Consider the following 20,366-nt stretch of genomic DNA (forward strand, 5'->3'; position numbering starts at 1 on the left):
TGGAATGCCGGCGCCGGCGGAGGTTCGACATCATGTCTGGCCGGGCGATGCGTGCCCGGACCCTCGCCGCCAGAAGACGCGCAATAGATTAAATCTCGGTGAACCGCCGAGATGTCGCCAGATTGGCCTTTCCCGCTACGGGGCTAGTCTTTCCAGACGATGACGTCCTCGACCGGCTTGCGCTTGATGTCCGGCACCTTGGCCTCGTCGGCGGGATAGCCGGCCACGAGCAGGATCAGTGCCTTTTCGTGCTCCGGCCTGCCGCAGATCTCGTTCAGAAAGCCCATCGGCGACGGTGTGTGGGTCAGCGTCGCAAGACCGGCATTGTGCAGGCTGGCGATCAGCAGGCCGGTAGCGATGCCGACCGATTCCGGCACATAATAGTGCTTGGCACGTTTGCCATCCGGACCCAGCCCGTAGCGTTGCGCGAAGATGGCAATCAGCCAGGGCGCGGTGTCGAGGAACGGCTTGTCTGCATCGGTGCCAAGCGGGGCGAGCGCATCCAGCCATTCGGTCGATGCGCGGCCGCTATAGAAGTCGCGCTCCTCCTTTTCGGCCGCCACCCTGATCTGGCTTTTGAGTCCGGGTTCGTTGATGCACACGAACGTCCACGGCTGCTGATTTGCGCCCGATGGGGCTGTGGCAGCCGTCATCACGCAATCCTCGATCAGTTTCTTGGGCACGGGCCGCGAGGAGAAATCGCGCACCGTGCGTCGCCTGTCCATCAACGCGCGAAAATCGGCTGCGCGGGTCGACATTTCTTCCGGCGAGTAGCCGGCGAAGACCAAGGGCTTGTGCATAGCGAGCATCGACGGTTTCCTCCCATTTTCCGCATGCAATCATGACCGCAACGCAAAGAAAAGGCCCGGCTTTGAGCCGGGCCTTCATGAAAGTTGCAGCGGACGGTCCCTATTCAGCCGCTTCTTGCAGCCGGGGCGCGGCGCTCAGCGTGCTTGCGTCGACATGGGCTTCGAACTTGCCAAAGTTGTCGATGAACATCCCCACCAGGCGCTTGGCCTGACGGTCGTAGGCCTCCTTGTCCGCCCAGGTCGACCGCGGATCGAGGATCGACGCATCGACACCCGGCACCGAAACCGGCACCTCGAAGCCGAAATTGGCGTCGGTGCGGAATTCCGCCTCGTTCAGCGAGCCGTCAAGCGCGGCCGAAAGCAGCGCTCTGGTCGCCTTGATCGGCATGCGGCTGCCGACACCGTAGGCGCCGCCTGTCCAGCCGGTGTTGACGAGCCAACAGTCGACGCGGTGGCGCGCAATGAGATCGCGCAGCAGGTTGCCATATTCGGAAGGATGACGCGGCATGAACGGTGCGCCGAAGCAGGTGGAGAAGGTCGCCTCGGGCTCGGTCACGCCCTTTTCGGTCCCGGCGACCTTGGCCGTGTAGCCTGAAAGAAAGTGGTACATCGCCTGAGCCGGCGTCAGCCTGGCAATGGGCGGCATCACGCCGAATGCATCGGCGGTCAGCATGATGATGTTCTTCGGATGACCAGCCCGCCCCGTGGCGCTGGCATTGGGGATGAAGTCGAGCGGGTAGGCGCAGCGCGTGTTCTCGGTGAGCAAGCCGTCGTCGAAGTCCGGCACGCGATTGTCGTCCAGCACGACGTTTTCAAGTACGGTGCCAAAGCGCCGCGTCGTCGCGAAAATCTCAGGCTCTGCCTCGGCCGAAAGCTTGATGGTCTTGGCGTAGCAGCCGCCTTCGAAATTGAAGATGCCATCTTCGCCCCAGCCATGCTCGTCGTCGCCGATGAGCGTGCGTCGTGGATCGGCCGAAAGCGTGGTCTTGCCGGTGCCGGACAGGCCGAAGAACACTGCCGCGTCGCCTTGCGGCCCTTCATTGGCCGAGCAGTGCATGGGCATCACGCCGCGCGCCGGCAGCAGGTAGTTCAACGCTGTGAAGACCGACTTCTTCATCTCGCCGGCGTAAGACGTGCCGCCGATCAGCACCACCATGCGTGCGAAGTCGATCGCGATGACCGTATCGGTCCTGCAGCCATGTCGGGCAGGATCGGCCCTGAACGACGGCAGGTCGATGATCGTCATCTTGGGCGCGAAGCTGGGAAGGGTCTCGCGCCCGGGGCGGATCAGCAAATTGCGAATGAAATGCGAATGCCAGGCATATTCAGTGACGACACGTGTCGGCAGGCTGTTCGTCTCGTCCGCGCCGCCGACGAGATCCTGGACGTAGAGATCGAGCTTCGCTGCATGAGCGAGGAAATCTTCGTGCAGGAGCGCAAACTGCTCCGGCGACATTGGCTTGTTGTTGTCCCACCAGACCTGCGCGTCGGTGTTCGCATCCCGCACGACGAACTTGTCTTTCGGGGAACGCCCCGTGTGCTGTCCCGTTGTGGCGACAAGTGCACCGTGGGCCGTCAGCCTCGCTTCGCCGCGACGAACCGCGTGCTCGACCAGCTCGGCGGGACCAAGATTGTAGTGAACGGTGCCCGAGGTCTTCAAACCGCAGGTGTCGATCCCATTGTCGGGATTGCGCAGGCCGATTTCTGTCATCTCTACCACCAAGGACCGGAGCCGAACCGAGATACTTTCCCCTCCCGCCGCTGCCGCAAAAAACGCGCCCGATCTGGAGGTGAAAGGTTCAGAAACAGAAAAACTCATTGATTTCAAATCATTAATCGATTTAAAGATTTTCAGTTCTGTTTAAATCGGTTGTAACTGTTTAAATCTTCCAGCGGCCGATACATATTGGCCGAAGACTGACAGGCCGGCGAAGCGGAAGGGCCGCTTGCCTTTATCGCGCCGGACGTGCATGCGGGGAAAAGGCATGCCACAATTTGTACCCAATTTGTCCGTCTACAGCCCCTTCTCGATGCAGGAAGGGACACCCGCTCATGAGGGAGCCACTTGAAATGGCAACGATCGCGCTTGTCGATGACGACCGGAACATCCTGACGTCAGTTTCGATCGCGTTGGAGTCCGAAGGCTATCGGGTCGAGACCTATACGGATGGCGCCTCGGCGCTGGAAGGCCTTTCCGCAAGGCCCCCCAATCTCGCTATCTTCGATATCAAGATGCCCCGCATGGACGGCATGGAGCTGCTGCGCCGTCTGCGCCAGAAGAGCGATATGCCGGTGATCTTCCTCACCTCCAAGGACGACGAGATCGACGAGCTCTTCGGTCTCAAGATGGGTGCCGACGACTTTATCCGCAAACCGTTCTCGCAAAGGCTGCTGGTCGAGCGTGTCCGTGCCGTTCTGCGCCGCGCCAATGCGCGTGAGGCAGGCGCCAAGACCACCGGGCAGCAGGCGCGCTCGCTGGAGCGCGGCCAGCTTGTCATGGACCAGGAGCGTCACACCTGCACGTGGCGGGGCGAACCGGTTACGCTGACGGTCACTGAATTCCTTATCCTGCATTCGCTGGCGCAGCGCCCCGGCGTGGTCAAGAGCCGCGATGCGCTTATGGATTCTGCTTACGACGAGCAGGTCTATGTCGACGACCGCACCATCGACAGCCACATCAAGCGGCTGCGCAAGAAGTTCAAGGCCGTCGACGACGATTTCGACATGATCGAGACGCTTTATGGGGTAGGCTACCGCTTCCGCGAGGCATGATGCTCGCGGGGTAGGCTACTGCAGGGCTGAATGGCGGCAGACATCGAAAGAGGCGTCACCGGGGCAAAGTCCGAGGTGAAGCGCGGGTCCAGGCCCTTGAGCCGGCACGTTCTGGTGCCGGTCAGGCGGGTGCTGGGCCATTATGTCTTCTCCAGCCTGACGCGCCGTATCCTCGTTCTGAACCTGGCCGCGCTCGGGGTCATGGTCGTCGGCATTCTGTACATCAACCAGTTCCGCGACGGGCTCGTTCAGGCGCGGATCGAAAGCCTGATGATCCAGGGCGAGATCATCGCCAGCGCGATTGCCGCGTCGGCGACGGTCGAGACCGATTCGATCACAATCGATCCCGAGAAACTTCTGGAGCTTCAAGCGGGAGAAAGCCTGCCGCCGGGATCGGGGCAACTGGACAGCCTGCACTTCCCCATAAACCCGGAACGGGTCGCGCCGGTCCTGCGTCGCCTGATTTCGCCGACGCTGACGCGGGCGCGCATTTTCGACCGCGACGCCAATCTGCTGCTCGATTCACGCGCGCTCTATTCGCGCGGCCAGATCCTGCGTTACGGCCTTCCGCCCGTTGAGGAAGAAAAGCCGGGCCTGCTGGAGCGGGCCGAAAAGCTTCTGCTCAGCCTCTTCCGGCGCTCCGACCTGCCACTTTACCACGAACAGCCCGGCGGCAGCGGCACAGCCTATCCCGAAGTCATGCAGGCCCTGCAGGGCAGTCCGTCCTTCATCGTGCGCCGCAGCGATCAGGGGGAACAGATCGTTTCCGTCGCGGTGCCGGTCCAGCGCTTCCGGGCCGTGCTCGGTGTGTTGATGCTGTCGACCCAGGGTGGGGACATCGACAAGATCGTGGCCGCCGAGCAGCGCGCCATTCTCAGGGTTTTCGGCGTGGCTGCCCTGGTCAACGCCATCCTGTCCATGTTGCTGGCTTCCACGATCGCAAATCCGCTGCGCCGCCTGGCGGCGGCCGCCGTCAGGGTCAGGCGCGGTGTGAAGAACCGTGAGGAGATTCCCGACTTTTCCGACAGGCAGGATGAAATCGGCAATCTGTCCGTGGCGCTGCGGGACATGACGAACGCGCTCTATGCGCGCATCGAGGCGATCGAGAGTTTTGCCGCCGATGTCAGCCATGAGCTGAAGAACCCGCTTACATCGCTGCGCAGCGCGGTCGAAACCCTGCCACTGGCCAAGACGGAGGAGTCACGGGCGCGCCTTCTTGAGGTGATCCAGCACGATGTTCGCCGCCTCGACCGGCTCATCACCGACATCTCGGATGCATCGCGTCTCGATGCTGAGCTCGCCCGCGAGGATGGTCGTCGTGTCGACCTGCTGAAACTGATTACCGAAATCGCTGAGGCCTCTCGCGAGGCACGCCGTGAGAAGAAGAACGTGGCGATCGAGGTTCGCACCGCCAAGAAGGATCAGCCGGCGCGCGATTTCTTTGTCGCAGGTCACGATCTGCGGCTTGGCCAGGTGCTCACGAACCTGATCGAAAACGCGCGCTCGTTCGTGCCGGAAGACGATGGACGCATCGTAATCACGCTGTCGCGCACGACGCGGCACGTGGTTGTCACTGTCGAAGACAACGGCCCGGGTATTACGGTTGACGATATCGAGCGGATCTTCGAGAGGTTCTACACTGATCGTCCCTCGAGCGAGGCGTTCGGCCAGAATTCGGGACTGGGCCTGTCAATCAGCCGCCAGATCGTCGAGGCGCACGGCGGCCGCCTCACCGCCGAGAATATTCCAGGCGCCAAGCCAGGTCAGTACCAAGGTGCGCGCTTCATCGTCACCTTGCCCGCCGAAGCCTGATGGGCCGGACCAATCTTCACGCGACCGCACTCGTGGCCGGCGAAAGCGGCCTCCTGATTACCGGGCGCTCGGGCGCCGGGAAGACGCTGCTGGGTGCCCGTCTTGTTGAGACTCTGCACGCCCGCGGAGACTTCGCGGTGCTGGTTTCGGACGATCAGGTCTGGGTGGAGAGTTTTGGGGTACGTCTTGTTGCCGAAGCGCCCGATCCGATCGCCGGCCTGATGGAGTTGCGCGGGTATGGGCCGGCGCGGGCTGCGTTCGAGAAGCGGGCGGTGATGGACCGAACGGTAGCACTGGTCGAACCCGCCGCCGCGCCGCGCCATCGCGAAGCGCTGTCCGAAACGGTGCTCGGCGTTTATCTGCCGTGCCTCGCGCTGCCGGAACGTAATGTCGAGGCGAACGTCCCTGCCATTCTCGCCTGGTTAGCCGGCGAGCCGGGGTAGCTGGTCCGTTGTTGCCAGACTTTGCGCAAAACTGCGGCAATTTGGCCTTGTTTGGTGCAAATTTGGGCTTGTCAAAGGTTAAACCGCTGACAAGATAGCGCACCTTGCCGTCTGGCTCCGCGCGCCGCGTTATCCGGAAGCAGGGGTTTGGGGCAAAGTCGGATTGCGCGGGTCACGAATGGCAGCGCAAGCGCGTGTGACGGGAGTGATTGTTGATCAATTCTGATGATGCCGGTGGCTATTGTAGGCCCGGCGAGGACTCCTCGAAACGATCATCGCCTGTTCAACGTTCCCGCATCTGCCGGGGCTGGTTGCCGGCATGATCGGTCTCGTACTCGTCACGCATGGCCGCCTGGCCGAGGAATTTCGTCACGCGGTCGAACACGTGGTGGGCCCGCAGAAAAACTTCGAGACCGTCTCGATCGGCGCTGACGATGATATGGAGCAGCGTCGCACCGACATTGTAGATGCCGTCGCGCGCGCGGACACCGGGACAGGTGTGATCATATTGACCGATATGTTCGGCGGCACGCCCTCCAATCTCGCTATATCCGTGATGAGCTCCGGCAAGGTCGAGGTGATCGCCGGCGTGAACCTGCCGATGCTGATCAAGCTGACAAGCGTGCGGGCCGGTGACGATATGGCGGCAGCTCTTCAGGAAGGCCAGATGGCGGGCCGCAAATACATCAATGTCGCGAGCCAGCTCTTGAGCGGTAAATGACCGGCGTAATCAACAGGGAACTCACGATCGTCAACAAGCGCGGGCTGCATGCGCGCGCCTCGGCCCGTTTCGTCCAGCTTGTCAGCGGCTACGACGCGGCAGTGGCGGTCGAAAAGGATGGCGTGAAGGTCGGCGGCACGTCCATCATGGGGTTGATGATGCTGGCCGCAAGCCCTGGTTGTACCATCAGCGTCAGCGCAAGCGGGCCCCAGGCCGCGGAGCTGATGGACGCGCTTGCCGATCTGGTCGCCTCCCGTTTCGGCGAGGAGTGCTGACGCCAGCGCTTCACATGCACGGATAAAGATTTCTTTATGTCCTATTGCCGCAAATGCGGTTTTCTGCTACTCGGCGGGCCAGACTGGCGCGCCCTGTATACACGCCCGAGCGCGCTGATTTCACCGGATTTGGAGTGAACGCCATGAGCGCGCAGGATTATATCGTCGCCGACATTTCACTTGCGGACTGGGGCCGCAAGGAGATCGAGATCGCTGAAACGGAAATGCCCGGCCTGATGGCCAGCCGCGAGGAGTTCGGCGACAGCCAGCCGCTCAAGGGCGCGCGCATCACCGGCTCCCTCCACATGACCATCCAGACCGCCGTGCTGATCGAGACGCTGCAGGCGCTCGGCGCCGAAGTGCGCTGGGCCTCGTGCAACATCTTCTCGACGCAGGACCACGCCGCCGCCGCCATTGCCGCCGCCGGCACCCCGGTCTTCGCGGTTAAGGGCGAGAGCCTGACCCAGTATTGGGAATATACCGACCGCATCTTCCAGTGGGCCGATGGCGGCCTCTCCAACATGATCCTCGACGATGGCGGCGATGCCACCATGTACATTCTGATCGGCGCCCGCGCGGAAGCAGGCGAGGATGTGCTTTCCAAGCCGGGCAACGAGGAGGAGGAAATCCTCTTCGCGCAGATCAGGAAGCGCATGGAAGCGACGCCCGGCTTCTTCACCAAGCAGCGTCAGGCGATCAAGGGCGTCACCGAAGAGACGACCACCGGCGTCAACCGCCTTTATCAGCTCCAGAAGAAGGGGCTGCTTCCGTTCCCGGCCATCAACGTCAACGACTCGGTCACGAAGTCCAAGTTCGACAACAAGTACGGCTGCAAGGAATCGCTGGTCGACGGCATTCGCCGCGCGACCGACACGATGATGGCCGGCAAGGTCGCGGTCGTCTGTGGGTACGGTGATGTCGGCAAGGGTTCGTCCGCCTCGCTGCGCGGAGCAGGCGCCCGGGTCAAGGTCACGGAGGTCGATCCGATCTGCGCCCTGCAGGCTGCGATGGACGGCTACGAGGTCGTCACGCTGGACGACGCCGCCGCGAGCGCCGACATCGTGATCACGACGACCGGCAACAAGGACGTCATCACGATCGACCATATGCGCAAGATGAAGGACATGGCGATCGTCGGCAACATCGGCCACTTCGACAACGAGATCCAGGTCGAGGCGCTGCGTAATCTCAAGTGGACCAACGTCAAGCCGCAGGTCGACCTGGTCGAGTTTCCGGGCGGCAACCGCATCATCCTGCTGTCGGAAGGCCGACTGCTCAATCTCGGCAACGCCACCGGCCATCCGAGCTTCGTGATGTCGGCGTCCTTCACCAACCAGGTTTTGGCGCAGATCGAACTCTGGACCAAGGGCGAGCAGTACAAGAACGAGGTCTATGTGCTGCCAAAGCACCTCGACGAGAAGGTCGCCCGGCTACATCTGGACAAGGTCGGTGCGAAGCTCACCGAGCTGTCCAGCGAACAGGCCGCTTATATCGGTGTGACCCAGCAGGGCCCGTACAAGCCCGAACACTACCGCTACTGATTTATTAACCATTCACCACAATATATTGAGGCCGGGCGATTGACTTTGTCGCCCGGTCTTTTTTTGCGCGCCGTTCGCCTTCACGGCGATTCGGTCACACGGTACAGTGATGTGATTCGTGACGCGTCCGTTTCTGGTGAGGGGAAACCGAAAAGGGTGCGTCCATTCTTGGCGAATCTGGCGCTCGTGCGGCGGAGAGGACATTTGAAGATGCCAGGCGGGCAGCGACTGGATGCGGAGAAATCCGGCACCGGCGACCGGAGCGATTCCAGCGTCGGTCCGGGATTGCGTGTGAAGCGACGGAAGCTGGTTGCCGTTCGCCTGTCGGCGCTTCTGGGCACTGTTTGGTCGTCCTCGGCGCTCGCGCAGGAAAACGCGATCCAGCTCGCAACCAAGATACCAGTCAGCACCATGGACGTCGTCCAGCTTGCGCTGTTCGCGGGTATTACCGGAGCGGCCATCCTGTCGGCGATCCTGCTGATACGCGAACGGGCCCGGACGGCCAGCGAGAATGTGAGCCTTCGCGAACGTGTGGCCGAGATCGGCAATGCGCTCCAGCGCGCAGAGGCCTTGCTGAACCTGAAGGATCAGCGCATCCTCGTCTGGTTCGGCGACGAACGGAAACCGGAGCTGGTTGGCTCCCTCTCCCGCGCTGATGCACCTGAGGATCGCGCCACGTTTCTGGCGTTTGGCAAATGGCTCGCCCCGCGCAGCGCCGCCCGTCTCGAGCGCGCAATTTCCTCCTTGCGGGAGGAAAAGCAGACCTTCGATCTCGTTGTCGAGACCAACAAGAGGGCTTTTCTCGAGGTACAGGGACGCATCGCTGCCAACCATGTCGCGGTGCGTTTTCTCACACTTTCCGATGCACGGCGCGAACATGCGGAATTGCGCATCGAGCATCAGCAACTGCGCGGCGAGCACGAAACGGTCCTGAAGCTTCTGGATGCGCTCGCGATGCCCGCCTGGCTACGCGGCGGCGACGGCAGGCTGCAATGGGTGAATGCGGCCTATGCGCAGGCGGTGGAAGCAGCAAACGCTGCGGCAGCCATCAACGAAAGCCGCGAATTCCTTGGAACCAGCGCACGCGAGCAGATCGCGCGCGATCACCTTTCGTCGCCCGTCTTCGCGCAACGCCTGTCGACCGTGATCGGCGGCGATCGGCGCATCTTCACGGTTACGGACGTGGTCGACGGCGAGGGTTCCGCAGGGCTGGCTTGCGATGTCAGCGATGTCGAAACGATCCGCGAGGAGCACGAGCGTACGGTCCGCAGCCATGCCGATACGCTTGACCAGCTCAACACGGCGGTCGCGATATTCGATACGGACCAGAAGCTGCGCTTCTTCAACCAGGCCTTCCAGAAGCTCTGGGAGCTCGATCTGTCCTTCCTGGAAAGCCGGCCCGACAACACGTTGCTGCTCGACAGGTTGCGCAGCGACGGCAAGCTTGCCGAGCAGCCCGAATGGCGCCGCTGGAAGGAGAACCTACTGGGGGCCTATCGCGCCGTGGAGCCGCAGGAGCATCTGTGGCACCTGCCCGATGGCCGTACCCTGCGTGTCGTCGCCAACCCGCAGCCCAATGGCGGCGTCACCTGGGTGTTCGAGAACCTCACCGAGAAGATCAATCTGGAAAGCCGCTACAACACGATCGTGCGGGTCCAGGGCGTCACGCTCGACAATCTCGCGGAGGGCGTCGCCGTGTTCGGCCCGGATGGGCGCGTGCGGCTCTCCAATCCGGCTTTCGCGAACCTTTGGGGCATGCCCGAGGGGCTGGTGAAGGCCGGCACGCATATCTCCGTGATCCGCGCTGCTTGCCAGACGCTCGCCAAGGCGAGCCCCTGGAGCGAACTGGCCGCCGCGGTGACCGGCTTCGACGAGGACCGTCAGGACCGCCACGGCCAGGTCGAGCTCAATGATGGCAACGTACTCCGCTTCGCGGTTATCCACCTGCCGAACGGGCAGGTGATGACGACGTTCATCGATGTGACAGACAGTGTGAACGTCGAGCGCATGCTCAAGGACAAGAACGAGGCTCTCGAGCGGGCCGACCAGCTCAAGAACGACTTCGTCCGCCACGTCTCTTACGAGCTGCGTTCTCCGCTGACGAGCATCAGCGGGTTCACCGAATTGCTGGCTCAGGAGACGGCCGGGCCGCTCAATCCGCGCCAGCGCGACTATGTCGACCACATCGCCTCCTCGTCTTTCGAACTGGAGACAATCGTGGACGATATCCTCGACCTGGCCACCATCGATGCCGGCATCATGGAGCTGGAGATCAGCGAGGTTGTCATCGAGCGTACGGTGCGCTCCGCAGCAGATCTCGTGGCCGAGCGGCTGCGCGAACATTCCATTGCACTGGACATCGAGCTGGAGCAGGCCCCGGCCTCATTCCACGCAGATGAAAACCGCCTCCGGCAAATTCTGTTCAATCTGCTCAGCAACGCTGCCAATTATGCGCCGGAAGGATCGACGATACAGCTGACCTGCATGCGCGATCCGGCGGGCGTCGCCTTCAGGGTTCATGACGACGGACCGGGCATCCCGCCCGATGTGCTCGACGGAATCTTCCGTCGGTTCGAGCCGCATGCCAATGGGGGTCGCGAGCGCGGCGCCGGACTTGGCCTGTCGATCGTCAAGAGCTTTGTCGAGCTGCATGATGGTTCGATCGAGATCGATACCGGTGAAGGCCGCGGCACAACGGTCATCTGCCGCTTCCCCATGGCGCCGGAAGGATTCCGGGAGGCGGCGGAATAGCGTTCATGGTCGAGCGCTCGATCGAATTGGATCTGCCGGACGAGACCGCCTCGTCCATCCTTGGCGAAGACCTGGCTGCGATGCTCCGCCCCGGTGACGTGCTGGCGCTTCATGGCGATCTCGGGGTGGGCAAGACGACGCTCGCACGCGCAATCATTCGCAGCATGCACGGGGAGCCGGATCTGGACGTTCCTAGCCCGACCTTCACACTCGTGCAGGCCTATGAGGCGCGTTTTCCGATCTATCACTTCGACCTCTATCGCCTGACCGCCGCGGATGAATTCGAGGAGCTGGGTTTCGACGAGGCGGTCCGCGATGGCGTGGCGTTGATCGAATGGCCGGAACGCGCGGAAGAAAGATTGCCCGGCGACGCCGTCGCGGTTGTCCTTTCCGAACATGGAGCGGGCCGACGCGCGCACATTACAGGCCCGACCGACTTCATGGCGCGTCTCGACCGGTCTTTGGCCATCCGTGGATTCCTCGATCAATCCGGATGTCGCGGGGCGACCCGCGCCTATCTGGTCGGAGATGCGTCGGCGCGTGCATACGAAACCATATCTTTCGAAGGGCGCGCGCCGGTCATCCTCATGAACGCGCCGCGTCCGCCGTCGGGTCCACCAGTCCGCGACGGCAAGCCCTATGCGCAGATCGCACATATATCGGAATCGGTGGTCCCGTTCGTCGCCATCGCACGGGCGCTGCGTGACAAGGGCTTCTGCGCTCCGGAGGTCTACGCATCGGATTTCGAGCGGGGGCTGTTGCTGATCGAGAATCTTGGCAGCGAGGGTATTCTCGATGCCGACGGCGAGCCGATAGGCGAGCGCTATCTTGCTTCGGCTGAACTTCTGGCCGCGATACATCGTCACGAATGGTCGCCGCACGTCGACGTCGCCCCGGGAATTGGACACACGATCCCGCCCTTCGATCGCGACGCCCTTTCGATCGAGAGCGAACTGCTTGTCGACTGGTATCTGCCCCATATTGCCGGCCGCCCGGCAACGGATGCGGAACGCGCGGCCTTCTCGCAGGCGTGGGGCGCAGTGTTCGACACGCTCGAACACTGCGAGAAAAGCATCCTTCTCCGCGATGTCCATTCGCCCAACATCATCTGGCGGGAGGATCGTTCGGGTAGCGATCGCATCGGGATCATCGACTTCCAGGATGCCATGATCGGCCCATCCGCCTACGATGTCGCATCGCTCGCCATGGATGCACGCGTCACGATCCCGGCGGAACTGGAACGCGCAATTGTCGAGGCATATGTCGCCGCGCGCCGGGCGCCGGGCGGCTTCGACCGGCAGGCTTTCGAAGCGGCCTATGCCATCACGGCCGCGCAGCGCAACACGAAGATCCTCGGCATTTTCGTGCGTCTCGATGTCCGCGATGGCAAGCCCGGCTATCTGAGGCATCTGCCGCGAATCCGCTCTTATGTAGCCCGCGCCATCGAGCATCCTGGGCTGCGCCCGGTGCGTGACCTTTATGCGGAGCTCGGCATCTTATGAAGACGGCGATGGTTCTGGCTGCCGGGCTCGGCAAGCGGATGCGACCGCTGACCGACACCATGCCGAAGCCGATGATAAGCATAGCCGGCAAAACCCTGCTCGACCGAGGCCTCGACGCCTTGGCTCAGGCGGGGGTGGAGAAGGCGGTGGTCAATGTCCACTACCTGCCATGGCAGATCATCGATCATGTGGGCCAGCGCAGCCGGCCGCATATCGTCGTGTCCGACGAGAGCGGATTGCTGCTCGATTCCGCAGGCGGCATTGTCAAGGCGTTGCCCGAACTGGGGGCCGAGCCCTTCTACATTCTCAACGCCGATACGTTCTGGATCGACCGTGACGGCCGGGATCTCGAGCGGCTTGCCCTTGCGTGGGACGGCGCGCGCATGGATATTCTTCTCATGCTTGCCCGACCCCACGATGCCACCGGACATAGCGGCTCGACAGATTTTCTGCTCGACGCCGAAGGCAGGCTTGCGCGCGCCCGCGGCGCGCCGGAGGGCGTGATCTATGCCGGGGCGGCAATCGTGCATCCCCGCATCTTTGAGGGCGCGGTTGCGGAGCCGCATTCGCTCAACATCTATTTCGACCGCGCCATCGCGGCTGGCCGGCTGTTTGGCATGTCCATGCGCGGCCATTGGATCACCGTCGGCACGCCGGATGCGGTCGCAGCGGCGGAAACCGCGATAGCGCGCCATGGCGGGTCATGATCGTCCGCCCTGCGCCGCGCGTCTTCACCATTCCACCCGGCCAGCCGTTTCTGCCGACGCTGGCTGATGCTCTTCTGTCGGGTCGCCTCGTGCCGGGCTTTGCCGTTGACGGCGATCCGATGAAACTCGCCTCCGCCACCATCTACCTGCCAACACGCCGTGCCGCCGGCGCGCTTCGCAGCGCGTTCGTCGACCGACTTGGCGGCGTGTCCGCCATCCTGCCGACGATCCGGCCGCTGGGCGAGTTCGATGAGGACGCTGCGATATTCGAGGGCGGACAAGCCGACGAACTGACGCTGGCGCCGCCGATCGAACCGCTCGACCGCATTCTGCTCCTGAGCCCACTGGTTCAGGCCTGGAAGCGCCGCCTGCCTGCCCATGTGGCGGCGCTGTTCGACGAAGAGGTCGTGGTGCCGGCCTCATTAGCCGATGCGATCTGGCTGGCGCGCGATCTTGCCGCGCTGATGGACGAGATCGAGACCGGCGGTGCGGAATGGAATCGCCTCACGCAGCTCGTACCGGAAGACCTTGCCAACTGGTGGCAGGTGACGCTCGAATTCCTGCAGATCGTCACCGGCGCCTGGCCCGACCTTCTGAGAGAACGCGACCGTTCCAACCCGGCAGCGCATCGCAATGCGATGATCCTCGCCGAGGCGGAGCGCTTGGCCCGAAACCCGCCGTCTGGTCCCGTGATCGCAGCAGGATCAACGGGCTCGATACCCGCGACAGCGCAGTTGCTGGCAGCGATCTCGCGGCTTCCCCAAGGCGCGGTTGTCCTGCCCGGACTGGACCTTGTGCTCGACGAGCCAAGCTGGCGCGAGATTGGCCGGCCTGATAGCCCGCCCGCCAGCTTCGGACACCCACAGGCCGGCCTGAAAAAGCTGCTCGGCGTGTTGGGTCTCGGCCGCGATCACGTGGTCGAGGTCGCCACATCGCTTCCGTCCGTTGCCGCCCGCATCGCGGCGGTCAACGAGGCGCTTCGTCCCGCCGAGACGACAGACGCCTGGATCCGCAACCGCGATGCCGCAAGGCCGCAAGCATTCGAAGGCGTCAGTCTCGTCGAAGCGGCCAACGAACGCGAAGAGGCGTCGGCGATAGCGGTGGCGTTGCGGCTGGCCATCGCGAACGGAAGCAGATCGGCGGCACTGGTAACCGGCGATCGCGAGCTGGCCCGCCGGGTGGCGGGCGAACTGCGCCGTTTCGGGATCGAGGCGGACGATTCCGGCGGCACCCCGCTGGTCCTGACGCCGCCCGCATCATTGTTCCGGCTGATGCTTCAGACCGTTTTCGCGCCGGGCGATCCGGTTTCGATCATGGCGCTTCTCAAGCATCCGCTGCTGCGGGCGGGTCTGGGTCGCGAGCGGGTCCGGGACGGCTCGGAAACGATAGATCTGATCGCGCTGCGCGGGGGGACCGGACGGCCGGACATCGCCAGTCTGGGCGCGGATTTCGAACGCCGGTTCGAGGAACGTCGCGCGAACCCGAGAAAGCCGCCCTGGCTCGCACGCCTTCGAGGGGATCAGGTAGACGCGGCGCAGCTCCTGCTCGACAAGGTCGCCGAGGCCATGACGGCGCTGTCTGCCTTGCGCGGGAATGACGTGCCGATTGCCGCGCTCGTCCGGACGTCGGTCGAGTGCTTCGAGGCGCTTGGCCGCGACGCCGATGGATCGCTGACAGAACTTTATCGCGGCGATGCGGGCGAGGCCTTCGCTTCCTTCCTGCGCTCGCTGGCCGGCACCAGCGTCTCGCTCGATGTCGAGGCAGGGCAGTGGCCGGACGTGTTCGAGGCCCTGATCGCCGGCGCCACGGTCAAGCCCTCGGTCACGGGCGACAGTCGCGTTGCGATTTGGGGCGCTCTCGAAGCGAGGCTCCAGTCGGTCGATACGCTTGTGATCGGCGGTCTCAACGAAGGCTCCTGGCCGCGCAAGGCGGAGCCCGATCCCTTCATGTCACGTTTCATGAAGGCTGGGATGGAGCTGGAGCCGCCGGAACGGCGCATAGGTCAGGCCGCACACGATTTCGTCATGGCAATGGGCGCGCCCGAAGTCGTCCTGAGCCGCGCGGCGCGCGCCGGCGATGCGCCGGCGCTCGCGTCGCGCTGGCTGCAGAGGCTGAAGACATTTGCCGGCGAAGAAGCCGTCAAATCCATGGCTGCCCGCGGTCGCACCCTGCTCGAATGGGCGCGCGAGCTGGACAAGGCCGAGCCCGTCCCCTTTGCGCCGCGGCCTTCACCCAAGCCGCCGCTTGCGCTGAGGCCGCAGCGTTTCTCCGTCACTGAGATCGAGACCCTGCGCCGGGACGCCTATGCGGTCTATGCACGGCGCATTCTGAAGCTGGAGCCGCTGGAGCCTCTGTTGCGCGACCCCGGAGCGGCGGAACGCGGCACGCTGTTCCACGACATTGTGCACGCATTCGCGATGTCCGGCACCGATCCGTTTTCGCCCGAGGCGGAAGCGCGTCTGATCGAGATCGGCCGAGAGCTGTTCGATCGCGCAGCACTTCCGGCCGACATCGACGCAGTCTGGTGGCCGCGCTTCGTGCGCATGGCGAGCCACTTCATTGGGTGGGAACGGGGCCGTCCACCGGGTATAAAGGGCAGGCTCGCCGAGGCGCGGGCGGATGCCACGCCGGTCGGCGCGACTGGCGTTTCACTTTCCGGCCGTGCCGACCGTATCGACCTGCGTGCGGCGGGCATGGCCGACATAATCGACTTCAAGACGGGATCGTCCCCGTCCAAGGCCCAGGCGCATACGCTCCTGTCGCCCCAACTGGCGCTGGAAGGCGCGCTCCTGATGCGCGGCGCCTTTGCCGATGCGGGCGCAACCACGCCGGCAGAGCTCGCCCATGTGCGCATGAAGGCCAATGGCGAGGTGATCGAGGAGTCGATCCTCGAATACAACCGGCAGGTCAAATCCGCCGACCAGCTCTCGACCGAGGCATGGGAGCGATTGGAGCGGCTGCTCGCGTACTATGGCAGCGAGACGACGGGCTATCTGTCGCGTGCCTTGCCGTTCCGTGAGGGCGACACCAGCGGCGACTACGACCATCTCGCGCGCGTGCTCGAATGGTCGGCCGGTGGTGACGGCCCGGGCGATGGAGGCGAGGGCGAATGAGCGCGCGGCTCACGGTCCCGGAAGATACGCGTAAGGCACAGACCACGGCCTCCACGCCGGGCGTTTCGGCCTGGGTGTCGGCCAATGCCGGCTCGGGAAAGACGCACGTGCTCTCGCAGCGGGTCATCCGACTGTTGCTGGGCGGTGCGGAGCCGTCGCGCGTTCTCTGCCTCACCTATACGCGTGCGGCTGCGGCCAACATGGCGAACCGGGTCTTTGCCAGCCTCGCCCGGTGGACCACGCTGGACGAAGACAAGTTGGCCGCCGAACTGGCCGAACTTGACGGCAGAAGCCCGGACCAGAAACGCCTTCGCTTTGCCCGCCAGCTTTTTGCGCGCGCGCTGGAGACGCCCGGCGGACTGAAAATTCAGACCATCCACGCCTTCTGCGAGGCGGTGCTGCATCAGTTCCCGCTGGAAGCGAACATTGCCGGCCATTTCCAGTTGCTGGACAGCCAGATGGAGGCGGCGCTGGTGGCCGAGGCGCGCCGCGAAGTGGTCGCGCTGGCTGCCGGCAATAACCAGCCGGAACTTGCCGAAGCGTTTGCGAGTGTGTTGGCCTATGGCGGTGAAAGCGGGCTCGAATCCCTGCTTGGTGCGATCATCGCGCAGCGTGGCGCGTTGGGCCGCTTCATCGCGCAGGCGGGTGAGGCCGACACGCGCTTTCGCCCGCTCTTTGCAGAATTCGGGTTTGCCGGCGCGGAAACGCCGGCATCCCTGGCCGAAGCCATCTGGCCCGACCGGTATTTCAATCCTGCCCTAGCCAGGGCCATCGGCAGCCGGGCATCGGCGGCCGGCAAGTCGATCGCCGAGACCTTCTCTGCTGACCTTGCAGGCGCCTGCGCGCTCGCCGATCCCGTCGAGCGGCTGAAGACCTTGCGGACGATCGTCCTGACCAGGAAGGCCGGCGTCTGGTCGCCGAAATCCGCGACACGGATCATGGCCAAGGGCGTCGGCGAGTATTTTCCGGAGTTCGCGCAGGAGTTCGAACGATTTGCCGGTGCAATCGAGACGGCCTGCGACCGCGTCGCGCTCCTGTCCATGCTGGAAGCCACCCGTGCGGCGCTGGTTCTCGCAGACTGGCTGATAGCACGCTACGAACGCCTCAAGAGTGCGCGCGGCTTCCTCGACTTCAACGACCTCATCGCGCGCACCGCGGCGTTGCTATCCCGCGAGGATGCCGGCGCCTGGGTGCAGTACAAGCTCGACAAGGGCATCGACCACATCCTGCTCGACGAGGCGCAGGATACGAGCCCGGACCAGTGGGCGGTCGTCAACGCGCTCGCGGCCGAGTTCTTCTCCGGACAAGGCGCGCGCGAGAACGAGAGCCGAACCGTATTTGCGGTGGGCGACGAAAAGCAGTCGATCTATTCCTTTCAGGGTGCCGAGCCCGAATCCTTTGCGCTCAGTGGGCGGACCTTCCGTAATCGCGTTCTGGCGGCTCGCGGGGCGTTCGAGCAGGTCAAGCTCACCCGTTCTTTCCGCTCGACGGAGGATGTGCTTTCGGCGGTCGATCTCGTCTTTGCTTCCGAGGTGGCCCGCGACGGCCTCACCCGCGACCCCGAGCCGGTCGAGCATCTGGCTATTCGCGAGAACGCGCCGGGCCATGTCGAGCTATGGGAATCGTTAAGCCCCATGGTAGTCGAGGAGCCAGACGACTGGACCGAGGCGATCGATCATGCGTCCGCGCCCGCCGTGCGGCTCGCGCGCCAGATCGCCGACACCGTGGCACACTGGCTGTCATCGGATGAAATGATCCCGGGTCGTGGCAGACGTCTGACGCCTGGCGACGTGATGGTGCTGGTCAGGAAGCGCGATCGCTTCATCCACGCGCTCGGCCGCGAACTGAAGACGCGCGGCATTCCCGTTGCCGGCGCCGACCGGCTGATGTTGACCGGTCACATCGCCGTTCAGGACCTGATGGCGGTGGCGCGCATCGCCCTGCAGCCGGAGGACGACCTGTCGCTTGCGGCGTTGCTCAAGAGCCCGGCCTTCGGGTTCAGCGAAGAGATGCTGTTCGAACTGGCCGCGAGGCGGCCGGAGGGCCGCTCCTTGCTTTCAGCGATGCGGGCCGCCGGCGAGAGTGACGACGCAATAGCCCAAGCTTACCAAACGCTGACTCGCTGGAGAAATGAAGCCGGCTACAGGCCGCCATTCGAGTTCTTCGCCAACCTGCTCGCCCGCGACGGTTTGCGCCGCAGGTTCATAGCTAGGCTGGGGCCGGAGGCCGGCGACGTGGTCGACGAGTTCCTCAATTTCTGTCTTGCCGCCGAAAGGACCGGCGTGAACAGCCTTGAGGCGCTGATCGCTTTGCTCGACGGCGGCGGCCCGGAAATCAAGCGCGAGATGGATCAGACCCGCGGCGAGGTGCGTATCATGACGGCTCATGCCGCTAAGGGGCTGGAGGCACCCGTCGTGTTTCTCGTCGACAGCGGCTCGGCGGCCTTTTCCGACAGTCACCTTCCGCGCCTCGTGCCCTTTGCCGCGCCATCCGGCGGTTGGGTCGGCAACGGGTTTCTGTGGCGCGCCACCGCCGACATGAACAACAGCTTCGCTCTCGGCTTGTCGTCATCCGCCCGTCGCAAGGCCGAGCAGGAATATCGGCGCCTCCTTTATGTGGGCATGACACGTGCCGAGGACCGGTTGGTTATCTGTGGCTACCATGGAAAGCGCGGCCAGCCGGAAGGGAGCTGGCACGCCCTGGCGCGCGATGCGCTCATGGCGTCCCCGCATACGAGCGAAGTGCGGAATCCTGCCACAGGCGAAACCGTCCTGCGTTACCAAGTGACGAAAACAGGTGCGGTCGTCGCGGCGCAGGGGACCGTCGAGAAGCCGGGTTCGGCAAATCCGCCGCCGCCGGCCCTGTACCAACCGTTAACGCCCGCCCCTTTGTTGCCCCGCCCGCTGTCGCCGTCGGGTGCCGGTGCGACGGTCGAACGCGATACGGACGTCGTGCCCGGGTCCCGCTCGCCGGTACTCGACGCGCCCGCCGCGCAGTCCTATGCGCTCGAGCGTGGGCTGGCGGTCCACAGGCTGCTGCAGGTTCTGCCGGCGGTACCCTTCGCCGAACGCACCGCCGCCGGGAGCCGCTATCTTGCGCGCATCGGAAGTGCCTGGCCGGATGGTGAGGCTGAACGATTATGGGACTCCGTCGATACCGTGCTGCACGATCCCGGTTTCGCCGCGATTTTCGATGACGGGTCGCGCGCCGAAGTGGAAATCATGGGCCGCGTGGCGCTCGGAAGCGGAGAACGCGCCGTCTCCGGACGCATCGACAGGCTTGTCATCACCGAAGATGCAGTGCTGATCGTCGACTACAAAACCAATCGTCCGCCGCCCGGCAGCCTGCACGAAGTGCCGGAAACGCATATCGCTCAGATGGCGCTATATAGAGCGCTTCTAGCGCCACTCTATCCGGATCGTGAAATCCGGGCTGCCCTTGTCTACACCGAGGCGCCGGTGTTGATTGCTGTGTCGGCGACGACGATGGACGACGCGCTTGCCCGACTCACCCATGCGTGACAGAACAATGCTTGAATGGGGCTTCCGAGAGTCCCACATATCTGGCGACACAATCCTATCAAGGAGACCCACATGGCCACTGTCACCACAGACAAGAACACCTTCCAGGCCGAAGTGCTCCAGGCTTCCGAGCCTGTGGTGGTCGATTTCTGGGCAGAATGGTGCGGCCCCTGCAAGATGATTGCGCCCGCGCTCGAGGAAATTTCCACGGAGCTCGGCGGCAAGGTGAAGATCGCAAAGCTGAACATCGACGAGAACCCGGAACTCGCCGCACAGTACGGTGTGCGCTCTATCCCGACGCTGATGCTCTTCAAGGACGGCGAAGTCGCCGACATGAAGGTTGGCGCCGCTCCCAAGACCGCGCTCTCGGCATGGATCGGTGGCGCCGTCGCCTGACGG

General features: G+C 63.9%; 14 protein-coding genes. 12 read left to right on the top strand and 2 right to left on the bottom strand.

All coding sequences use genetic code 11. The features are described 5' to 3' along the window. Nucleotides 1–143: 143 nt before the first annotated feature. Together ACVJNE_RS22505 and ACVJNE_RS22510 are read right to left on the bottom strand one after the other, a co-directional pair. On the bottom strand, nucleotides 144–809 hold the full coding sequence (locus ACVJNE_RS22505; RefSeq protein WP_499568989.1) for a nitroreductase family protein: 666 nt from the start codon (nucleotides 807–809) through the stop codon (nucleotides 144–146). A 100-nt stretch (nucleotides 810–909) separates the two neighbouring features. Then, nucleotides 910–2,520 carry a phosphoenolpyruvate carboxykinase gene (locus tag ACVJNE_RS22510; protein WP_499568990.1) on the bottom strand — a complete coding sequence of 537 codons (1,611 nt, stop codon included), beginning with the start codon at nucleotides 2,518–2,520 and terminating at the stop codon, nucleotides 910–912. Between the two features lie 359 nt (nucleotides 2,521–2,879). Here ACVJNE_RS22510 and ACVJNE_RS22515 point away from each other — a divergent pair, with 359 nt between their 5' ends. The 12 genes from ACVJNE_RS22515 to trxA all read left to right on the top strand — a co-directional run bounded on the left by ACVJNE_RS22515 (nucleotide 2,880) and on the right by trxA (nucleotide 20,363). Next, nucleotides 2,880–3,581 (top strand): response regulator transcription factor, encoded by a 702-nt coding sequence (locus ACVJNE_RS22515; protein ID WP_499569021.1) that lies wholly within the window; start codon nucleotides 2,880–2,882, stop codon nucleotides 3,579–3,581. A gap of 30 nt (nucleotides 3,582–3,611) precedes the next feature. Next, nucleotides 3,612–5,393 (top strand): sensor histidine kinase, encoded by a 1,782-nt coding sequence (locus ACVJNE_RS22520; protein WP_499568991.1) that lies wholly within the window; start codon nucleotides 3,612–3,614, stop codon nucleotides 5,391–5,393. After that, nucleotides 5,393–5,836 carry an HPr kinase/phosphorylase gene (locus ACVJNE_RS22525; protein WP_499568992.1) on the top strand — a complete coding sequence of 148 codons (444 nt, stop codon included), beginning with the start codon at nucleotides 5,393–5,395 and terminating at the stop codon, nucleotides 5,834–5,836. Before ACVJNE_RS22520 ends, ACVJNE_RS22525 begins: the two co-directional genes overlap by 1 nt. Nucleotides 5,837–6,155: 319 nt before the next feature. Then, nucleotides 6,156–6,557 (top strand): PTS sugar transporter subunit IIA, encoded by a 402-nt coding sequence (locus ACVJNE_RS22530; protein ID WP_444726778.1) that lies wholly within the window; start codon nucleotides 6,156–6,158, stop codon nucleotides 6,555–6,557. Continuing rightward, entirely contained in the window at nucleotides 6,554–6,832 is a 279-nt protein-coding gene (locus ACVJNE_RS22535) for an HPr family phosphocarrier protein (RefSeq protein WP_499568993.1), read from the top strand. Before ACVJNE_RS22530 ends, ACVJNE_RS22535 begins: the two co-directional genes overlap by 4 nt. A gap of 143 nt (nucleotides 6,833–6,975) precedes the next feature. After that, a complete protein-coding gene (gene ahcY / locus ACVJNE_RS22540) occupies nucleotides 6,976–8,373 on the top strand; it encodes an adenosylhomocysteinase (protein ID WP_499568994.1) in 1,398 nt (465 codons plus the stop codon). 210 nt (nucleotides 8,374–8,583) lie between these two features. Beyond that, nucleotides 8,584–11,124 carry a sensor histidine kinase gene (locus ACVJNE_RS22545; RefSeq protein ID WP_499569022.1) on the top strand — a complete coding sequence of 847 codons (2,541 nt, stop codon included), beginning with the start codon at nucleotides 8,584–8,586 and terminating at the stop codon, nucleotides 11,122–11,124. Between the two features lie 5 nt (nucleotides 11,125–11,129). Then, nucleotides 11,130–12,626 carry a tRNA (adenosine(37)-N6)-threonylcarbamoyltransferase complex ATPase subunit type 1 TsaE gene (tsaE, locus tag ACVJNE_RS22550; RefSeq protein WP_499568995.1) on the top strand — a complete coding sequence of 499 codons (1,497 nt, stop codon included), beginning with the start codon at nucleotides 11,130–11,132 and terminating at the stop codon, nucleotides 12,624–12,626. Further along, nucleotides 12,623–13,333: a nucleotidyltransferase family protein gene (locus tag ACVJNE_RS22555; RefSeq protein WP_499568996.1), complete on the top strand. Its 711-nt coding sequence runs from the start codon at nucleotides 12,623–12,625 to the stop codon at nucleotides 13,331–13,333. Before tsaE ends, ACVJNE_RS22555 begins: the two co-directional genes overlap by 4 nt. After that, nucleotides 13,330–16,446 carry a double-strand break repair protein AddB gene (gene addB, locus ACVJNE_RS22560; RefSeq protein ID WP_499568997.1) on the top strand — a complete coding sequence of 1,039 codons (3,117 nt, stop codon included), beginning with the start codon at nucleotides 13,330–13,332 and terminating at the stop codon, nucleotides 16,444–16,446. Before ACVJNE_RS22555 ends, addB begins: the two co-directional genes overlap by 4 nt. Beyond that, entirely contained in the window at nucleotides 16,443–19,967 is a 3,525-nt protein-coding gene (gene addA, locus ACVJNE_RS22565; protein WP_499568998.1) for a double-strand break repair helicase AddA, read from the top strand. Before addB ends, addA begins: the two co-directional genes overlap by 4 nt. Nucleotides 19,968–20,039: 72 nt before the next feature. Continuing rightward, complete coding sequence (gene trxA, locus ACVJNE_RS22570) at nucleotides 20,040–20,363, top strand: thioredoxin (RefSeq protein ID WP_173188623.1); 324 nt, start codon at nucleotides 20,040–20,042, stop codon at nucleotides 20,361–20,363. Nucleotides 20,364–20,366 lie beyond the last annotated feature (3 nt).

It is taken from the genome of Mesorhizobium sp. DxT, from assembly GCF_058448885.1.

Bases quoted from the DNA above. Each gene is read 5' to 3' on its own strand.
- ACVJNE_RS22535 (WP_499568993.1), top strand. From the start codon at position 6,554: ATGACCGGCGTAATCAACAGGGAACTCACGATCGTCAACAAGCGCGGG.
- trxA (WP_173188623.1), top strand. From the start codon at position 20,040: ATGGCCACTGTCACCACAGACAAGAACACCTTCCAGGCCGAAGTGCTC.
- tsaE (WP_499568995.1), top strand. From the start codon at position 11,130: ATGGTCGAGCGCTCGATCGAATTGGATCTGCCGGACGAGACCGCCTCG.
- ahcY (WP_499568994.1), top strand. From the start codon at position 6,976: ATGAGCGCGCAGGATTATATCGTCGCCGACATTTCACTTGCGGACTGG.
- ACVJNE_RS22505 (WP_499568989.1), bottom strand. From the start codon at position 809: ATGCTCGCTATGCACAAGCCCTTGGTCTTCGCCGGCTACTCGCCGGAA.
- ACVJNE_RS22520 (WP_499568991.1), top strand. From the start codon at position 3,612: ATGGCGGCAGACATCGAAAGAGGCGTCACCGGGGCAAAGTCCGAGGTG.
- ACVJNE_RS22530 (WP_444726778.1), top strand. From the start codon at position 6,156: ATGATCGGTCTCGTACTCGTCACGCATGGCCGCCTGGCCGAGGAATTT.
- ACVJNE_RS22555 (WP_499568996.1), top strand. From the start codon at position 12,623: ATGAAGACGGCGATGGTTCTGGCTGCCGGGCTCGGCAAGCGGATGCGA.
- ACVJNE_RS22515 (WP_499569021.1), top strand. From the start codon at position 2,880: ATGGCAACGATCGCGCTTGTCGATGACGACCGGAACATCCTGACGTCA.
- ACVJNE_RS22545 (WP_499569022.1), top strand. From the start codon at position 8,584: ATGCCAGGCGGGCAGCGACTGGATGCGGAGAAATCCGGCACCGGCGAC.
- ACVJNE_RS22525 (WP_499568992.1), top strand. From the start codon at position 5,393: ATGGGCCGGACCAATCTTCACGCGACCGCACTCGTGGCCGGCGAAAGC.
- ACVJNE_RS22510 (WP_499568990.1), bottom strand. From the start codon at position 2,520: ATGACAGAAATCGGCCTGCGCAATCCCGACAATGGGATCGACACCTGC.
- addB (WP_499568997.1), top strand. From the start codon at position 13,330: ATGATCGTCCGCCCTGCGCCGCGCGTCTTCACCATTCCACCCGGCCAG.
- addA (WP_499568998.1), top strand. From the start codon at position 16,443: ATGAGCGCGCGGCTCACGGTCCCGGAAGATACGCGTAAGGCACAGACC.